Raw genomic sequence first — 16,825 nt, forward strand, 5'->3', positions numbered from 1 at the left:
GTGGCCATACATAGACTTCAGCTGGGTTGCCCGGCTGCGTGACTGGCCTGGTTCCTGCTCCTGAAATGTGAGAGTTGGTAGGCGATTGCCAACCAAATGAACCATGCAGGCATCACGCACAGTGCAAGGCGGGTGTCTGGCCGAAGAGCAAGCAGGCACAGCACAAATGCGAGAAATGCGAGGGAGAACCACGCCATCGGTACGCCTCCAGGCATTTTGTACCGGGATTGCGCATGGAGATCGGGTCTTGCTTTGCGATAAGCGATGTAGGACGCCAGGATGGTCGACCAGGTAAAGATCACCAGGATGGCCGACACTGTCGACACGATGGTAAAGGCAGTCATGACTTCAGGGATGATGAACAGCAGCAGCACCCCCAACAGCATCAGAAAGGTCGTGAAGGCCAGGCTGATGAGCGGAACGCTGTTTTTCGATAGCCGCCTGAAGATACCGGGTGCACTGCCAAGGTCAGCCAGGCCGAACAACATGCGGCTGGACGAGAAGACGCCGCTGTTGGCGGATGACGCCGCAGAGGTTAGCACCACAAAGTTCACAATGCCGGCCGCCGCTGGAAAACCCGCGATCAGGAACAGTTCGACAAAAGGACTTTTGTTGGGCGATACCTGCTGCCATGAGGTCACCGCGATGATGCAGACCAGGGACAGAACATAAAAAAGGATGATCCTGAGCGGTATGGAATTGATGGCTTTGGGCAACGTCTTTTCGGGCGACTTGGTTTCGGCGGCCGCGGTGCCGATTAATTCTGTGCCCGCAAACGAAAAGATCGCCATCTGAAAGCCAGCGAAGAAGCCGAACAGGCCGTTGGGGAAGGCGGCCTGCTTGTCCAGCAGGTGCGTCAGGGAAGCCGTGACTCCCGTGGGTGAGACGAAGGAGCTGGCAATCAGCAGCACACTGACGGAAATCAGCGCGACGACTGCGATTATTTTGATGATCGCGAACCAGAATTCAACCTCGCCGAACAGTCTGACGGTGAGCACATTCAAGGCAAATAGAGTAAGCATCATGCCGATGGCGGGGATCCAGGCCGGTACATCAGGGAACCAGTATTGAAAGAAACCCCCGACGACCACTGCATCTCCCACAACGGCCACGCTCCAGCTCAACCAGTATGACCATCCGAGAAAGAAGGCCGCACGAGGGCCAAGGTAGGTCCCGGCAAAGTCAGCAAAGCTTTTGAAGTTCAGGTTAGATAAAAGCAGCTCTCCCATGGCACGCATGACGAAGTAAACAAAAAGACCGATGATCATATAGATAAGTATGATCGAGGTACCGGACAGGGCGATGATCTTGCCGGAGCCCATGAACAACCCCGTACCAATGGCGCCGCCCATGGCCATTAGTTGAATGTGGCGATTGCTGAGTGTGCGCTGTAATGCGGGTTGCTCAGTTATTTCATGCGTATTTGATTTCATCACAAAACCTCTTGATTTTATGTTTTTTGAGTTTTGGCAGAGAAATAGTGTGTGTGTTTTATTGTTGTAAGTTCGCCATGCATCAGGGTGGTGATTAAAACGTTTGCAGTATCGGTTAATCAGTAAGGTGTTCGTGGCTCGCCACCTGACTTGATAGCGAGCAATCGTGCATCTTAACTTGCTGCTAGCTGCTGCTTTTGCGGGGACGATACTGATGAAAAATCAGAGTTCTCCTCAATCAATTGATACAGGTTCTTGATATTGGCAGGCGTGGGTACAAGATGGATTTTCTCACCGATCGCGTATTTTCTAGCCTGATCATGCAAATAACGCAGTGAAGAAAAGTCTTCTAGAGCAAATCCCACCGAGTCGAAAACCGTGACTTGCGTGTCATTTTCCCGGCCTGGCTCGTTATCCCGAACGATGCGGAAATATTCGATGACAGGATGGTCAGCGTCCAGTTGCTGAATGTCGCCTTCAATGCGCGTCTGCGGTTCGAACTCGACAATGATCCGGGCGTTGCGCAGGACATCGGCGTGAAGTTCGGTTTTCCCGGGGCAGTCACCGCCAACCGCGTTGATATGCATGCCGGGCTCGATCATGTCGGGCGTCAATATTGTCGCGTAGGCCTTGTCCGCCGTGACGGTGGTGATGATATCAACGCCTTTGATGGCTTCATGTACCGAGGAGGCTATGGTGACATTGATGCCGGTATAGCTTTCCAGATTTTTTTTCAGTTTCAATGACGCGGCGCTGTCGATATCAAATATCCGCACCTCGTTGATCCCGAGCATTTCATAAAAGGCAATCGCCTGGAATTCGCTCTGGGCACCATTTCCGATAATGGCCATGCGTGTCGAACCCTTGCGTGCCAGGGACTGGGCTACCAGGGCGGACGTTGCCGCTGTGCGAACCGCGGTGGTCAGGGTGAGTTCACTGAGAACGACGGGGTATCCGCTATCGACGTTCGCCAATACCCCAAAGGCCATGACTGTCAGCAAGTTATTGCCTGCATTTCCTGGATGGCCGTTTACGTATTTGAATGAATACTGTTTGCCATCGTCAGTCGGCATCAGTTCGATCACCCCGCAAATGGAGTGATTGGCGGTGCGTGGGGATTTATCAAAGTCAGCCCAGCGGCAATAATCAGCCTTGATGTAGTTGGCCATTTGCGTAATGGCCTGACCGATTCCAATTTTGCCAAAAAGCGCGGCGGCGTGATCAACGTCTATGAATAGAGTCATATGTGTTTGTCTCTTAGTTGTAAGTATAGGAAGGTTGTCTCGGTCACGAAACTTAGAATTGTTTGCTCTCATACCCATGAAGTACATTGACCGCATTGATACCGATTTCATCGACCATGTATCCGCCTTCCATAACGAAGAGTGTCGGCGCGCCGACAGTGGCGATGATTTCACCCATGCCAAAGAAGTCCTGGCTTTCCAGAAGAAAGTGGCTGATCGGATCGTCCTTGAACGTATCGACGCCCAGGGAAATCACTAAGAGTTCAGGCGAGAAGTTACGAAGTTTTTTGCAGGCATGGATCAGGGCGTTTTGATAACTATGCCAGGTGGTGTTTTTCGGCAACGGATAGTTCAGGTTATAACCTTCACCGGCACCTGCTCCACACTCGGAACTGAAGCCCGAGTAATAAGGATAGGAAACCGAGGGGTCTCCATGCAGGGAAGCAAACATCACATCGTTGCGATCGTAGAAAATGTTCTGCGTCCCGTTGCCATGATGGAAGTCGACGTCGAGCACCGCGACACGTTTAGCACCTTGAGTCAGTGCATGTTGCGCGGCAATGGCCGCGTTATTCAGGTAGCAGTAGCCTCCCATGTATTCACGAGCAGCGTGGTGCCCGGGTGGACGACACAGGGCAAAGGCGCTGTTGTGGCCTTCGTTGATCAACGACAGTCCTGTGAGTGCAATGTCCGCGCTGGTTTTGACGGCTTCCCAGGTGGTCGCGGTGATCGGCGAGCCGGCATCCATGGCAAAGAAACCGAGCTTGCCATCAATGAACGCGGGGACATGTTCATTGGACAAGTCGCGCACCGGCCAGACCAGGGGAAGGGCGTCGTGCTCCCGGCCGGTTGCCGTCCATTCGGACCACGCGGTTTCCAGAAAGGAAACATAGCGCTCACTGTGTGCATTGACGTAGCACGCCCGGTCAAATTTTCGCGGGACGATGATATCGCCGAGCCCAACGTGCTGGACTCGGTCGCGAACGGTATCCGCTCGGCTTGGCTGTTCGAAAGAAGGTTTGAGAACGCCGTCCTTTAATTCGGTCCCATGGTGCAAGCGATGGGAATCGCTGAAAACTGTAAGCATTTATACGCATCCGTCGTGGTGGTCCAGTGCCAATAGTTTGTTCTGGGACGGATGCACTTTCTTTGCTTTTTGTTCTCGCTCTGCTAGCGTAATCGGAATTATTTTCCCGTAGATGGCACCATGAAGAAAAAAAATACCCATCGCGCATTGCTTGACGATACCGACCTTTCCATCCTGGCTTTGTTGCAGGAGGACGCCAGCATTTCCAACGCCGAGTTGAGTGAGCGCCTCTCGCTAAGCCTTACTCCATGCTGGAGGCGGCGCAAGAGACTGGAAGAGGAGGGAGTGATCAAGGATTACCAGGCAAACCTGGACCGGCGCAAGCTGGGGCTGGACATCATGGCGTTCGTGCATATTCGCTTTGCCACGCACACCGACCATACCCCCGAAGCCTTTGAAGCCGTCATCATGCAGCTCCCGGAGGTCTTGTCTTGTCACAAGATAACCGGGGATGCCGATTACCTTTTGCAAGTGTTGGCTCAGGATCTTGATAGCTACAGCGACTTTGTCGAGAGCGTATTGAGGCGACAACTCGGTATCGCCTCTATCCAGTCAAGTCTTGCGTTGCGTGAAGTCAAAACGACCAGTCGTATCGCCATTCCGGGGCGGACAAAGCAGTAAACGGGCATTCTGAAGCGTCCAGCCCGAAGCCTGGCTGCCCCGGACTGGTTCCTCTTATTGCATCACATAACGCCCCGGTGCCGACTCAAGTGCCGGGTATTGCGCATTCCCGGTGCTCAGCACTGAAGGCTGGCGTTCCCCGGCGTGTTCGGCCAGCCAGACGAACCAGTCATTCCACCAACTGCCCGGATGCTGCTGGGCATTCTTGAACCAGGTTTCAGGGTTCTTGGTGACGCGATTGTTGGTCCAGTAATGGCGTTTTTCCTTGGCCGGTGGGTTGATCACCCCCGCGATATGCCCTGAGGCGCCGAGTACGAAACGCTTGGTTCCAGACAGTAGCTCGGTGCTGGCGTAGGCGCTTTTCCATGGCACGATGTGGTCGTCATGGGTGGCGAGGATGTACGCCGGGGCATCGATGGCGCGCAGGTCCAGCTTGACTCCGCAGCAATCCAGTTCGCCGGATTTCAGATCGTTCTGCAGGTAGGTGTGGCGCAGGTACCAGCAGTACATCGGCCCGGGCAGGTTGGTGCTGTCGTTGTTCCAGAACAGCAGGTCAAGGGGTATCGATTTCTGCCCCTTGAGGTATTTGTCGACGTTGTAGTTCCACCACAAGTCATTGGGGCGCAGCAACGAGAATGTATTACCCATGTCCTCGCCCTTGAACAGGCCGATGGGGCCGTTCAGGCCGCCGATGGTGCGCTCGCGATAAGCCACCAGTTGCTCGTCGACGAAGATGTCGATGGGGCCGGTATCGAGGTAGTCGAGGAAGGTGGTCAGCAGGCTCACGCTGGCGATCTCTTTGTCGCCACGGGCCGCCAACACGGCCAGCGCCGAGCTCAACAACGTGCCACCAATGCAGAATCCCACGCAGTTGGGCCGTTGCTCGCCGCTGATTTCACGGGTCACTTGCAGGCCTTTGATAATCCCGGTTTCGATCAGGTCATCCCAGGTGGTGCCGGCGTGTTCCTGGTCGAAGTTGCGCCACGACATCAGAAACACCGGATGGCCTTGCTGCAACAGGTGGCGAACCATCGAATTTTCGGGGCGCAGGTCGAGGATATAGTACTTGTTGATCGATGGCGGAACGATAAACACCGGGCGCCGGTATTGGGTTTCGCTTTGCGGATAGTACTGGATGAGCTGGAAGAGTTCGTTCTCGAAGACCACTTCGCCGGGGGTGTTCGCCAGGTCGATACCCACTTTGAACGCGTTGGCGTCGCACTGGCGCATCTTGCCTTCCTGCAGATCGCTGGCCAGGTGCATCAGGCCTGTGAGCAGGCTGCTTCCTTGGGTGTCAACGACCCGTTGCAGAGCATCGGGGTTACTGGCCAGAAAATTGCTCGGCGCGCCGGCGGCGATGGCTTGTTCCGCCAGATAGAGCAAGCGTTGACGCGGCTTTTTACCGTCGATCGGCAGCTGATTGACCAGTTTCAGCAGAAAGTCGGCATTGAGCAGGTAAAACGCCGCCAGAGAACCGAACAGCGGCTGACTCCAGTTACCGCTGGCGAAACGTCGGTCTTCGAAACTGAAGGGCTGACCGGTCAACAGACGCTGGCCGAGTTCACTCCATTGTTGCTGATAGTCCGATTGAAGGCTGTCCAGGGTTTCGCGTGGCAGTTCAAACCAGGCGTTGTAGTCCTGCCCGGTAAACCAGGGATTGGTGCTGACCCAGAGCCTTAATTGTTGAACTGCAAAGGACGCAATGAATGGAACCTGGCCCGACCAGAATGTGTTTAAGGTATGCGTGTTGTCCATGGAACTCCTTGCCCACATGAATAATCCGGAAGGAAAAAAAACGCGGCGCCTAACGTCGGCGCCGCGTCTGGCAACTCTGCCTGTGTTTCTAGCGCTCGATGACCAGGCTGACGCCCTGGCCGCCACCGATGCACAAGGTGGCCAGACCTTTTTTGCCATCGCGACGAATCAGTTCATGTACCAGCGACACCAGAATCCGCGCGCCTGATGCGCCGATCGGATGACCGAGGGCAATGGCGCCACCGTTGACATTGACTTTGTTCATGTCCCAGCCCAGTTCCTTGCCGACGGCCAGTGACTGCGCGGCGAACGCTTCGTTGGCTTCGATCAGGTCCAGGTCGTCCAGGCTCCAGCCGGCTTTCGTCAAGACCAGACGGGTAGCGGGTACCGGGCCGATGCCCATGATCGACGGGTCCACTCCGGCACTGGCATAGGCCTTGATGCGCGCAAGTACCGGCAAACCCAGAGCCAGGGCCTTGGCGGCGCTGGCCAGCATCAACACGGCGGCGCCGTCATTGAGGGTCGACGAGTTGCCGGCGGTCACGCTGCCGTTTTTCTGGAACGCGGGTTTGAGGTTGCCCAGTGCCTGGAGCGTGCTGTCCGGACGCGGCTGTTCATCGGTGTCGAAGACCAGCGGCTCGCCCTTGCGCTGGGGAATCAGGATCGGGGTGATTTCGCCCTTGAAGTAACCCGCCTCGATGGCCGCGGCGGCTTTCTGTTGCGAGGTCGCGGCGAAAGCGTCCTGATCTTCGCGACTGATACTGTATTGATTCGCCAGATTCTCGGCAGTGATGCCCATGTGGTAGTCGTTGAAGGCATCCCACAAACCATCCTGAATCACACTGTCTTGCAGTTGCGCATGACCCAGGCGCAGACCGGTGCGCGCCTTGGGCAGAACATAGGGCGCCAGGCTCATGTTTTCCTGACCGCCGGCAATCACCAGTTCGGCGTCGCCGCAACGGATCGCCTGAACCGCAAGCTGGACCGCCTTGAGGCCTGAACCGCAGACTTTGTTCAGGGTCAGGGCAGGGGTGGTATGGGGCAGGCCGGCCTTGATCGCGGTCTGGCGTGCCGGGTTTTGCCCGGAGCCTGCAGTCAGCACCTGGCCGAGGATGACTTCATCAATCTGCGCAGCGTCGATCCCGGTCTGTTCGAGCAGGCGACGAATCACCGCCGCGCCCAATTCGGTGGCTGGAATGGCAGACAGTGAACCTTGAAAACTGCCAATGGCGGTGCGAGTAGCGGCAACGATTACGACTTCGTTCATGCATGACCTCATTAGGATTCTGTCGAGCGGGAGCAGGGCATCCATGCCCTGACAGGCTTACTGCATATTCATGCCGCCGTTGACCGAGAAGTCGGCACCAGTGCTGTAGGCCGATTCATCGGACGCCAGCCAGGCGACGATCGAAGCGATTTCTTCGGGTTGGCCAAGGCGCCCGACCGGTGTGGCTGCGATCATGGTCTCGAGAATGTCCGGGCGGATGGCCGCGGTCATGCTGGTCTGGATGTAGCCGGGCGATACGGTATTGACGGTCACGCCCTTGCCCGAGACTTCCCGGGCCAGTGCCATGGTGAAGCCATGGATACCGGCTTTGGCCGCGCTGTAATTGGTCTGGCCGAACTGGCCGCGCTGACCGTTGATCGACGAGATGTTGATGACCCGACCCCAGCCCTTGGCCAACATGCCTTCAATCACCTGTTTGGTGGTGTTGAACAGGCCGCTGAGGTTGGTCCCGATCACCGCGTTCCAGTCTTCTGGAGTGAGTTTGCGAAAGGAAGCGTCCCGAGTGATGCCGGCGTTATTGACCAGCACATCGATCGGGCCGAATTGCTCTCGTGCCATCTCGAAGGCCTTGCGGGTCGATTCCCAATCGGTGATGTCGCCGAAGATGCATTCGAACTGATAACCCGCCGCCAGTTGGGTGGCTATCCATTCGTTCTTGCGGGCGGAATCCGAGCTGCAGCCGACGATGACCTTGAATCCTTCCTTGTACAGGCGTTGGCTTATCGCAGTGCCAATCCCACCCATACCACCCGTGACCAACGCAATACGACCAAGCGACTTCATACAATCCCTTCCTTTCTTTGTTTTGCGTTGCAAGATGGGGGGATTGTTCGGTATTGGCCGGGTGTGCGGAAGTGTTGAGAGGTGACTGTCTGGTGTCCAACGGTGCCATGCCCCCGGTTAATGACGGGTGGTGAAAAACGCTGGTTACCTATACTGGGGTCAATATTGGCAACTGAAGAACCCGTTAGTCTTTGATTCATCGCAGATCAGTTATGGCTCCGGACAGGATGTTCGGTTCCACAGGTCATTGAGGACGCCATGTATAGAATGAGTTCAGGCTATGCCAGCGTGCTGGTAAATACGCTCTCGGCTCAAGGACTGGATGTTGCCAGTCTGTGTCGGGAGGCTGGACTAGACATGAAGCTTGCGAACAAACCAGGAGCGTTTTGCGAGCGAAGGGCGATTTATCGATTATGGGATCTCGCCGCTCAGGCCTCGGGCGATTCGGAGATCGGCTTGAAGGCCTATGGAAGTTTCCACCCCGGTAGCTTTCAGATCGTCGGCTACACCATGATGTCCAGCCTGAATCTGAAAAAAGCCCTTGAGCGCCTGGTCCGTTTCAGTCCGTTGATTGGCACCGGATTCAGCCTTTTCTTTACCTCGGAACCGCAGGGTTACCGACTTTCCGGCCTCGATCATCAACAAAAAGGTTCGATCAAACCTCGCCAATACACCGATGCCGCGCTGGCTTCGTTGCTGGGCTTCTGCCGTAAGCTGGCGGGCGGTAACTCACCGCAACCCTTGAGTGTGGAGTTCACCTATCCCGAACCTGAAGACACCTCCGAGCATCGACGGCTGTTTGGCTGCGACCTGCGTTTCGACGCGGCTTACGACAGCATTTTGTTTGATGGGCAGGAGCTGCTGCGTCCGTTGAGCATGGCCAACGAAGCGCTGGCGGTGCTGCATGACAGTTTTGCCGAGGCGCAACTGGATCTGCAGTTTGGTTTTTGCATAGTCGGCAGGATTCGCGCGCTGATTACCGAGCGCTTGAGTCAGGGCCAAGGGCAATGCGATATGGAGTCGATCGCGGCGGCATTGAACGTTAGCAAGCGCACGCTGCAACGCGCACTGGAAAAGGAAGGGACGCAATTCAAGGACGTGCAGAACGCTGTGCGCCGGCAATTGGCCGACTTCTACCTGCGCCATTCTCACTTCAACATGAAGCATGTCGCGTATCTCCTTGGTTTTCATGATCACAGCAGCTTTAACAAAGCCTGTAGCCGCTGGTTTGGCATGACACCCGGTCAGTATCGGGCCGATGAATCGTTGGCAATCGAGGAAGCCGCGCCGGTCTGACACGGCCTTCCGTCAGCGTTCAACGTTATTTCATAGGAGGTTTTTTTACGGCTTTCTTGCCCTTGGCAGGTTTGCGCACCGGACTCGCTACCTTGGCGATGGGGTCTGGGGTCACTGCGGGGATTTTCTGCTTGATCGGCTCAGGGATGAGCACCGGGATGGCTTGCTTGATCGGCTCTGGCGTTATCGCCGGGACTTTCACTTCGATGGTATCGGCTGCACCGGGTGGCTGGGTCAGGCTGAAGCCTGGCAGCGGAACGTCGAGTAGCGTGTGCAGCTCACACCAGCATGGGTTGTTTGCGCCGCTGGTCAGCAGTTCGGGCAGCAAATTGGCGACGGCCGCCAGCACTTGTTGGCGCTCTTCGACTTCAACCAGCATCAAGGGAAGGCTGTGCAGGCTTTCTTGCGGGAGGGTGGCGACCAGCAGTTTTTGCAGGCGCAGGGTTTCGCGCAGATCAAGTGGCTTGGCACTGTAGTCCTGGAGCAGCACCTGCAGTTGCAGGATCAATTTCTCGACGCTTTCCTTGCCCGGTTCGTCGCCGTCGCGACCCAGCAGGAACAGGATCCGTATCAAGGCTTCCATCAGACCGCCAAGGGGCAGGGCATCCTGCAGGCGCTCGATCAGAACCTGGTCGTGCTGCTCGGCGTGTTCCTGCAGATTTCGCCCGGGTGCATTGCCGGCGAGGCTATTGAGTACGCCATACACGCCGTAGAAACACATTTCGTGAGCTGCATCACGCAGGTCCCGATAGCCGTTCAAGGCATCCTGCACCTGGTTGGAAAACAGTTCCTGCCAGACCAGCAGCGGGTTGTTCTGGCTGGCGGGGTGACGATCCTTGCTCACTTGGGCGGCACTGCCAGTCAGCCACCACAGTGCCGGGTTCAAACTGCTCCAGGCCACTTGCTGCTGATGGAAAGGGTGCGCGCGGCGCAGCATTTCGGCGCTCGGTTCGTTGATCAGCTGGCGCAACCATGGGCGTATGAATTCGTCGTACACGCTGTTGTTGATGGCGGATGCGCGCTGCACCAGCGCGAATTCGCGATCGTCATCACGGGGCGGCTGCACCCGGCCATGAATGTCGGCGATACGCCGGGGCTCGAAACGCACGGTATACGGCGTCGCCGAGTGCTCCGGCAGGTCGTCGATCAGCATTTCATACAACCCGGCCGGCAGCGCATTGATCGCATCGACCGCACCCAGCAACTCACGGTGCTCACGCCGCGCCACTTCACCGGACACAAAGATGCCCAGGTGACCGATGCTCGCATGCCGCAGGTAAACGATGGTGCGTCCGGCATTTTGCAACGCGAGATCGCTGGGATAGACGTCGGTGATCCAGTCCAGTGCCTGCTGCGGGGAGGTGATGTTGTCGCCATAGGAACAGAACACCACCACCGGCACTTCGATCAATTTGAGGTCGAGCCCGCTGCTTTTGCGCCCCAGGCCGCCGGACAGCTGATTACCGATGAACAGGTCGTCGACAATCATCTCGATTTCTTCGCTATTGAGCAGGGTCGGGCTGCCCCACCAGCGTTCGAAATCCAGAAAGCGTGCGGCCTCGCTGTCGACTTCACTGAACAGGTGGTAGTACTTGCCCCAATAGGTGTTGGCCGGGTCCAGGTTTTCGAAATTGCTCACCAGCCAGGTGCCGTCGAAACGGTCATTACCGAGGTCGCTCCCCAGGCGCGCCATCCAGCCACCGCCCAGCAAACCGCCGGTGTAGCGCATCGGATTGCGGCCATTGACGCCGGCCCAGTACGACAACGGCGCACCGTTGACGATGATCAGCCCCGGCAACTCTGGCCGAGTGGCCGCCAGGCCCATTAACGCCCAGCCCGCTTGGCAGTTACCGATGACGACAGGTTTGGCGCTGTCCGGATGCCGAGCGCTGACGACCTCGATGAACCGTGCCTGGGCGTCTGTGATATCGGCAAGGGTTTGCCCTGGGCGTGGCGAGTGACTGAAGGCGATGAAGTAGGTGGGGTGGCCGGCTCTCAGGCTTTCGCCGATAACCGAGTCCTGTTTGAAACCGCCGATCCCCGAGCCGTGACCGCCGCGGGGATCAATGATGATCACGGGCTGTTTTTTGCTGTCGATCTGTTGCCCCGGGCCGCCGAGGATTTGCAACAACGAATAGTTGACCGCACGAGGCAGGTCTTCACCAGCGACCAGCGTTTCATGATTGAACTTGAGCAGTAGCGGATACCCGGCGCGTTCGTGGGCCAGGGTGTTGTCGCCCCGCTGACGCAAGGTGTCCCAGAACAGCACGCTGCGCTGGCCAAGGTCAGTGAAGTATTCCTGCCAGTCAGCCGGAGTCGGCTGTCTGAGTTGCCCAAGGCTTAAAGGCGCGAAGGTTTTTGCCTGGCGCTTCTGCACGGCGTCGAGGACGTTGTGGGTATTGAGGCGTTGCAGATGATTAAGGTGTTCGAACAAGCCGGCGGGGTCGCTACGCTCTCCATCTTGCAGCGCAATATTTGCTTCCTGACCCATGGTGATCTCCTGCTGCTATGCATGGGAACCTGCGCATCTGAACCCTTTAGTTAAAGAGGGCCAGCCGGGCCGTTCGATGAGCAGGAGTCTACAGCGAATAAGGAGGGCCTTAGCAATGTTTATTTTGCACCGCACAAAAATAGGCGTTGCCAAATTGTTTTGTGCACTGCAATATCAAGGCTAACGCGATGACTGGCCGGATCGCTATCGCGTCCTCAGGCCCATCAGGCCCATCAGGGCCTTCCAGTACCAGGAGATTCAAGCATGTCTTTTTTCAATTCGGAAAAACTGCAAACCGCTCAGAAAGCCAACCTCGACCTTTTGCAGCAAATCAGCGGCAAAGTGTTCGCCAGCGTTGAACAGCTCAGCCAGTTGCAGTTCAAGGCACTGCGCGACTCCACCGAAGAGCACTTCGAAGGTGTTCGCAAGCTGCTGGCCGTCCGTGATCCACAAGGTTTCGCCGAGCTGCAGGCTTCTTTCACCCAGCCGAGCGCGCAAACCGAACGCCTGGCCGAGTTCAATCGTCAGGTTCAAGCACTGATCGTGGGTACTCAGTCGGACATCGCCAAATTGACCTCGAGTCAGGTCGAAGCGGGCACCCAGCAGATGCATGAGTTCGTTGAAACGATCAGCAAGAATGCACCGGCCGGCTCCGAGCCTGTTGTGGCCGCGTTCAAGTCGGGCCTGGCGAATGCCGGTACTGTGTTCGAAAGCGCACAGAAAGCCGTAAAACAAGCTGCCGATGTGGCTCAGAGTGGTTTCGATGCAGCGACTGCCGCGAGCACTAAAGCTGCCCCGGAAGCTAGCGCCAAGGCTACCAGCGGTAATAAGTAAGTCACACTAGATCAGCGGCACCAATGGCGATGGGTTTATTCCTCATCGCCATTTTTTTTCGTTCCGCCATTGGCACCGGGCTTGCCGCCGAACATGCCGAACAGGTTCTGGGTGTTCAGGTACAGCGCCTTCGACTGGTCGACATATTGCCGCATCAGATCCTGCATCACTGGCGCTTGCTGATGCATGAAGGTGCTCCAGGCTTCGGAGGATTGCGCGCCGGTCTGGGACTGGATGTCGATTACGGTCTGAATGCTCTTGTCCAGGTAACTGCCGAGTACGCCCTGATAAGGGCCGTAGAACTGGATAATCCCCATCAGCATCTCGCTGGTGAAGATCGGCTCACCGCCGCTTTCGGCTTCCAGAATCACTTGCAGCAAGATGCTGCGCGTCAGATCCTCGCCGCTCTTGGCATCGACCACCTGAAAGGCAATTTTATCGACCACCAACTGGCGTATGTCCGCCAGCGTCAGATGACTGCTGGTATGGGTGTCATACAGTCGGCGATTGGGGTACTTCTTGATCAGGCGTGGGGTGGTATCAGTCATGCGGGGCGTCTCGCGGCGGGCCTGGTTTGCAGGCATCTTAACCTACAATCATCATTGGTGTTCTTCAGGCCGCCATCGCGGGCAAGCCCGCTCCCACAGGGTTCTGCTGTGAATGCAGTATTTGTGAACAACAGAGATCACTGTGGGAGCGGGCTTGCCCGCGATGAGGCCCTCCAGCACACCGAAGATTCCCGAGTCGTAAAAAAGGGGAGCCCGCCGGTAGCGTGCCGCCCCCTCAGAGAAACTGAATCGGCTTACCAGATCGGCAAGGTATAGCTGACGATCAGGCGGTTTTCATCCAGGTCGCTGCCAAAGTGGGTCGAGCGAACTGTCGCGTTACGCCATTTCACCCCGACATTCTTTAATGGCCCGCTCTGCACGACATAGCCGATGTCGGTATCACGTTCCCATTCCTTGCCTTGCGGGCGGTTGCCGCCCAGATCGATATGGTCGCCGGTGAGGTAACGGGTCATGAAGGTCAGCCCCGGAACGCCAATCGCCGCAAAGTTGTAGTCGTAACGCGCCTGCCAAGATTTTTCGTCCTTGCTGGCGAAGTCGCCGATCTGCACGAAGTTCACCAGAAACGCATCGGTGCCGTTGACGTAGGCGTAGCCGGTGTCGCCGCTCATGCCTTGATAACCCAGACCCAACGCATGCCCGCCGAGGCTGTAGGTGAACATCGCGCCAATGGCATTGTTATCGACATTACTGCCGCCATCGTCCGTGGAGCGGGCGAAGCGCAGATCCGTCTTCAGCGACTGGCCGGTTGTGACCGGCAGCACGTAGGTCAGGTTGACCAGGTGCTGGCTGTAGAAGTCGTCGAGGTGACCATAGCTGTAACCGGTGGCGAGGTTGCTGGTCCATTTGTAGTTCAGGCTGGCGAAATCGAAGCTGTCGCTATCGAGATGACGTGTGGTGATGCCCTTGGCGCCGGTGCGGGTAATGCCCATGTCCTCGTAGTCCGAGGAGTCGCGCTGATTGACTTGCGTCAGTCGCCCGGCATCCACCGTCAGGCCTTCGATTTCCAGCGATGTCAGCTGACCGCCCTTGAAAGTTTGTGGCAGCAACCGTGAATCGTTGGCCAATACCGTCGGCAGTTTCGGCAGCAGCGTGCCGAGTTTCAGCGTGCTTTTGGAGGCCCGCACTTTGGCCGTCAAACCCAGTTCGCCGTACTCGTCCTGAGCCCCTTTGCGGGTGTCGCGATGGCGTTTGAGCAGGCCGGAGCCTGCGCGATCGGGGCTGGAATCGAGCTTGACGCCGAGCAGGCCAATGGCATCGAAACCTACGCCGATCAAACCGTCGGTGAATCCCGATTCATAGCGCAGCAGGAAACCCTGCGCCCATTCCTCTTGTCTGGATTGCGGGGCGTTGTCTTGGCGATAGTCGCGATTGAAATAGAAGTTGCGCAGCTCCAGGCTGGCCTTGCTGTCTTTGACAAAATCCGCAGCGGCGGGGGCCGAAAGGCTGATGACGCCGCCGGCCAGCAATAGTCGAATAGCGAGGATGCGGGTGTTGCGGTCCATGGTGAAGCCCCTTTGTTTTTATTATGGAAAGACAGGTCCCGCGGCCCTCGCCAGGTGGGCGAGGGCTTATCAATAAAAAAACGCGAACGCCAAAAAGAGAGGAGCGTGGCGCCGCGTGCGGTTCAATCGTTAGAACTGTTCGGCGCGCAGGCCAAACAACGAGGCACTGCCCGCGAGGATGGATTGTTCCAGGCTCAAAATGCGCGGCAGCAGGCGATGAATGTAGAAGTCGGCGGTGGCGATCTTCGCGCCATAAAACCCTGCATCTTCGTGCAGCTTTTGCTTGGCAACCTGCGCCATGCGCGCCCAAAGCCAGGCATAGGCGACGTAACCGAACAGGTGCAAATACTCCACCGAAGCAGCGCCGACTTCGTTGCGATTGGTGCTCGCCTGGTCCTGCAGCCAGTCGCTCAGGTCTTCCAGGCGCTGCACGGCATCGAACAGTTGAACGGAGTAGGGCGCATCCGGCTGATGGGCGAAATGACGGATCTCGCCGGTGAACTGGCGCAGCGCGCAGCCCTTATCGCCGAGCACTTTGCGTCCAAGTAAATCCAGAGCCTGAATGCCGTTGGTGCCTTCGTAGATCTGCGCGATGCGCACGTCGCGAACCAATTGTTCCTGGCCCCACTCGCGGATGTAGCCATGGCCGCCGAACACTTGCTGGCCGTTGATGCAGCTTTCCAGGCCGGTGTCGGTGAAGAACGCCTTGGCCACCGGCGTGAGCAGCGCCACCAGGGTTTGCGCGCTGTCCCGTTCCTTGGCGTCATCGGAAAACTTCGCCAGGTCCAGTTGCTGCCCGACATAACTGGCGAACGCACGGCCGCCCTCGGTCATGGCTTTCATGCTCAGCAGCATGCGGCGCACATCAGGGTGGACAATGATCGGGTCGGCCACTTTGTCCGGAGCAACAACACCGGTCGGCGCGCGACTCTGAACGCGTTCACGTGCATAGGCGACGGCGCTCTGATAGGACGCTTCGGCGCAGCCAATGCCCTGAATGCCGATGGACAAGCGCTCGTAGTTCATCATGGTGAACATCGCCGCCAGGCCTTTGTTGGCTTCGCCGACCAGCCAGCCGCTGGCGCCGTCGAAGTTCATCACGCAGGTGGCCGAGGCCTTGATGCCCATCTTGTGTTCGATCGAACCGCAACTCACTGCGTTGGCATCGCCGAGGAAGCCGTCAGCATTGACCAGTACTTTGGGGACGACAAACAGCGAGATGCCTTTGGGCCCCGCAGGTGCGTCCGGCAGTTTGGCCAGCACCAGATGCACAATGTTTTCGGTCAGGTCCTGATCACCACCGGTGATGAAGATCTTGCTGCCGGTGATGCTGAAGCTGCCGTCGGCCCGGGGTTCGGCGCGGGTGCGGATAATCCCCAGATCGGTGCCGGCGTGAGCTTCGGTCAGGCACATGGAGCCGGCCCAGCGGCCTTCGTACATCGGCGGCAGGTAGAGGTTTTTCAGGGTGTCGCTGGCGTGGGCATCCAGCGCCAGGCAGGCACCGGAACTCAACGCCGAATACAGCGCGAAGCTGGAATTGGCGCCGTAGAGCATTTCTTCGAACTGCACGGCGAGCATCTTCGGCATGCCCATGCCGCCGAAATCGGCGTTACCGGAAAGACCCACCCAGCCGCCTTCGATGTAGGTGGCATAAGCCTGTTTGAAACCGATTGGCGTGCTGACCTGGCCATCGACCCACTGGGCGCCTTCCTCGTCGCCGCTGCGATTCAATGGCGCAATCAGGTGCGAGGTGACTTTGGCCGCCTCCTCAAGAATGGCGTCGGCGGTGGCGGCGTCGACACAGTCGGCCAGGGCCGGCAGGCGTGCCCACAAGGCCGGGGCATCGAACACTTCATGCAATACAAAGCGCATGTCGCGCAGCGGGGCGTTGAATTCGGGCATAACGTGAACCTCAAGGTTGT

General features: G+C 57.5%; 13 protein-coding genes. 3 read left to right on the forward strand and 10 right to left on the reverse strand.

All coding sequences use genetic code 11. From position 1 onward, the window contains the following. Nucleotides 1–17: 17 nt before the first annotated feature. The 3 genes from JFU11_RS09185 to JFU11_RS09195 form a co-directional block, all read right to left on the reverse strand. Nucleotides 18–1,433, reverse strand: coding sequence for an amino acid permease (locus JFU11_RS09185; RefSeq protein ID WP_201060441.1), 1,416 nt, complete (start codon nucleotides 1,431–1,433; stop codon nucleotides 18–20). Nucleotides 1,434–1,606: 173 nt separating this feature from the next. Next, complete coding sequence (locus JFU11_RS09190) at nucleotides 1,607–2,677, reverse strand: ornithine cyclodeaminase (RefSeq protein ID WP_201060442.1); 1,071 nt, start codon at nucleotides 2,675–2,677, stop codon at nucleotides 1,607–1,609. A gap of 52 nt (nucleotides 2,678–2,729) precedes the next feature. Continuing rightward, complete coding sequence (locus JFU11_RS09195; protein WP_201060443.1) at nucleotides 2,730–3,764, reverse strand: histone deacetylase family protein; 1,035 nt, start codon at nucleotides 3,762–3,764, stop codon at nucleotides 2,730–2,732. Between the two features lie 120 nt (nucleotides 3,765–3,884). Between JFU11_RS09195 and JFU11_RS09200 the strand changes: the two genes are divergently transcribed. Next, nucleotides 3,885–4,385, forward strand: coding sequence for an Lrp/AsnC family transcriptional regulator (locus JFU11_RS09200; RefSeq protein ID WP_201060445.1), 501 nt, complete (start codon nucleotides 3,885–3,887; stop codon nucleotides 4,383–4,385). 54 nt (nucleotides 4,386–4,439) lie between these two features. Here the strand turns inward: JFU11_RS09200 and phaC are convergent, their stop codons facing one another. From phaC to phbB, 3 genes are all read right to left on the reverse strand, one after another. Beyond that, nucleotides 4,440–6,140 (reverse strand): class I poly(R)-hydroxyalkanoic acid synthase, encoded by a 1,701-nt coding sequence (gene phaC, locus JFU11_RS09205; protein ID WP_201060447.1) that lies wholly within the window; start codon nucleotides 6,138–6,140, stop codon nucleotides 4,440–4,442. An 88-nt stretch (nucleotides 6,141–6,228) separates the two neighbouring features. Beyond that, nucleotides 6,229–7,407, reverse strand: a complete 1,179-nt coding sequence (locus JFU11_RS09210; RefSeq protein ID WP_123722767.1) for an acetyl-CoA C-acetyltransferase — start codon at nucleotides 7,405–7,407, stop codon at nucleotides 6,229–6,231. A gap of 57 nt (nucleotides 7,408–7,464) precedes the next feature. Continuing rightward, entirely contained in the window at nucleotides 7,465–8,211 is a 747-nt protein-coding gene (gene phbB, locus JFU11_RS09215; protein ID WP_123359419.1) for an acetoacetyl-CoA reductase, read from the reverse strand. A 258-nt stretch (nucleotides 8,212–8,469) separates the two neighbouring features. Between phbB and JFU11_RS09220 the strand changes: the two genes are divergently transcribed. Further along, nucleotides 8,470–9,507: an AraC family transcriptional regulator gene (locus JFU11_RS09220; RefSeq protein WP_123722766.1), complete on the forward strand. Its 1,038-nt coding sequence runs from the start codon at nucleotides 8,470–8,472 to the stop codon at nucleotides 9,505–9,507. Nucleotides 9,508–9,532: 25 nt separating this feature from the next. On the opposite strand, the gene JFU11_RS09225 is transcribed toward JFU11_RS09220, so the two are convergent. Next, on the reverse strand, nucleotides 9,533–11,998 hold the full coding sequence (locus JFU11_RS09225; protein WP_201060450.1) for a DUF3141 domain-containing protein: 2,466 nt from the start codon (nucleotides 11,996–11,998) through the stop codon (nucleotides 9,533–9,535). 264 nt (nucleotides 11,999–12,262) lie between these two features. Here JFU11_RS09225 and phaP point away from each other — a divergent pair, with 264 nt between their 5' ends. Then, nucleotides 12,263–12,832: a TIGR01841 family phasin gene (phaP, locus tag JFU11_RS09230; RefSeq protein WP_123722764.1), complete on the forward strand. Its 570-nt coding sequence runs from the start codon at nucleotides 12,263–12,265 to the stop codon at nucleotides 12,830–12,832. A 35-nt stretch (nucleotides 12,833–12,867) separates the two neighbouring features. Here the strand turns inward: phaP and phaR are convergent, their stop codons facing one another. From phaR to JFU11_RS09245, 3 genes are all read right to left on the reverse strand, one after another. Beyond that, the gene (gene phaR / locus JFU11_RS09235) at nucleotides 12,868–13,416 is read right to left on the reverse strand and encodes a polyhydroxyalkanoate synthesis repressor PhaR (protein WP_201121258.1); all 549 of its coding nucleotides are present in this window, start codon (nucleotides 13,414–13,416) and stop codon (nucleotides 12,868–12,870) included. 218 nt (nucleotides 13,417–13,634) lie between these two features. Continuing rightward, the gene (locus tag JFU11_RS09240) at nucleotides 13,635–14,903 is read right to left on the reverse strand and encodes an OprD family porin (RefSeq protein ID WP_201060454.1); all 1,269 of its coding nucleotides are present in this window, start codon (nucleotides 14,901–14,903) and stop codon (nucleotides 13,635–13,637) included. 129 nt (nucleotides 14,904–15,032) lie between these two features. After that, complete coding sequence (locus tag JFU11_RS09245; protein WP_201060455.1) at nucleotides 15,033–16,805, reverse strand: acyl-CoA dehydrogenase C-terminal domain-containing protein; 1,773 nt, start codon at nucleotides 16,803–16,805, stop codon at nucleotides 15,033–15,035. Nucleotides 16,806–16,825 lie beyond the last annotated feature (20 nt).

It is taken from the genome of Pseudomonas sp. TH37, from assembly GCF_016650735.1.
In the GTDB taxonomy this organism is placed as follows: Bacteria; Pseudomonadota; Gammaproteobacteria; order Pseudomonadales; family Pseudomonadaceae; genus Aquipseudomonas; species Aquipseudomonas farris.

What these genes read in the sequence shown, in the direction of transcription:
- JFU11_RS09185 (WP_201060441.1), bottom strand. Translation starts at nt 1,433, where the DNA reads ATGAAATCAAATACGCATGAAATAACTGAGCAACCCGCATTACAGCGC.
- JFU11_RS09190 (WP_201060442.1), bottom strand. Translation starts at nt 2,677, where the DNA reads ATGACTCTATTCATAGACGTTGATCACGCCGCCGCGCTTTTTGGCAAA.
- JFU11_RS09195 (WP_201060443.1), bottom strand. Translation starts at nt 3,764, where the DNA reads ATGCTTACAGTTTTCAGCGATTCCCATCGCTTGCACCATGGGACCGAA.
- JFU11_RS09200 (WP_201060445.1), top strand. Translation starts at nt 3,885, where the DNA reads ATGAAGAAAAAAAATACCCATCGCGCATTGCTTGACGATACCGACCTT.
- phaC (WP_201060447.1), bottom strand. Translation starts at nt 6,140, where the DNA reads ATGGACAACACGCATACCTTAAACACATTCTGGTCGGGCCAGGTTCCA.
- JFU11_RS09210 (WP_123722767.1), bottom strand. Translation starts at nt 7,407, where the DNA reads ATGAACGAAGTCGTAATCGTTGCCGCTACTCGCACCGCCATTGGCAGT.
- phbB (WP_123359419.1), bottom strand. Translation starts at nt 8,211, where the DNA reads ATGAAGTCGCTTGGTCGTATTGCGTTGGTCACGGGTGGTATGGGTGGG.
- JFU11_RS09220 (WP_123722766.1), top strand. Translation starts at nt 8,470, where the DNA reads ATGTATAGAATGAGTTCAGGCTATGCCAGCGTGCTGGTAAATACGCTC.
- JFU11_RS09225 (WP_201060450.1), bottom strand. Translation starts at nt 11,998, where the DNA reads ATGGGTCAGGAAGCAAATATTGCGCTGCAAGATGGAGAGCGTAGCGAC.
- phaP (WP_123722764.1), top strand. Translation starts at nt 12,263, where the DNA reads ATGTCTTTTTTCAATTCGGAAAAACTGCAAACCGCTCAGAAAGCCAAC.
- phaR (WP_201121258.1), bottom strand. Translation starts at nt 13,416, where the DNA reads ATGCCTGCAAACCAGGCCCGCCGCGAGACGCCCCGCATGACTGATACC.
- JFU11_RS09240 (WP_201060454.1), bottom strand. Translation starts at nt 14,903, where the DNA reads ATGGACCGCAACACCCGCATCCTCGCTATTCGACTATTGCTGGCCGGC.
- JFU11_RS09245 (WP_201060455.1), bottom strand. Translation starts at nt 16,805, where the DNA reads ATGCCCGAATTCAACGCCCCGCTGCGCGACATGCGCTTTGTATTGCAT.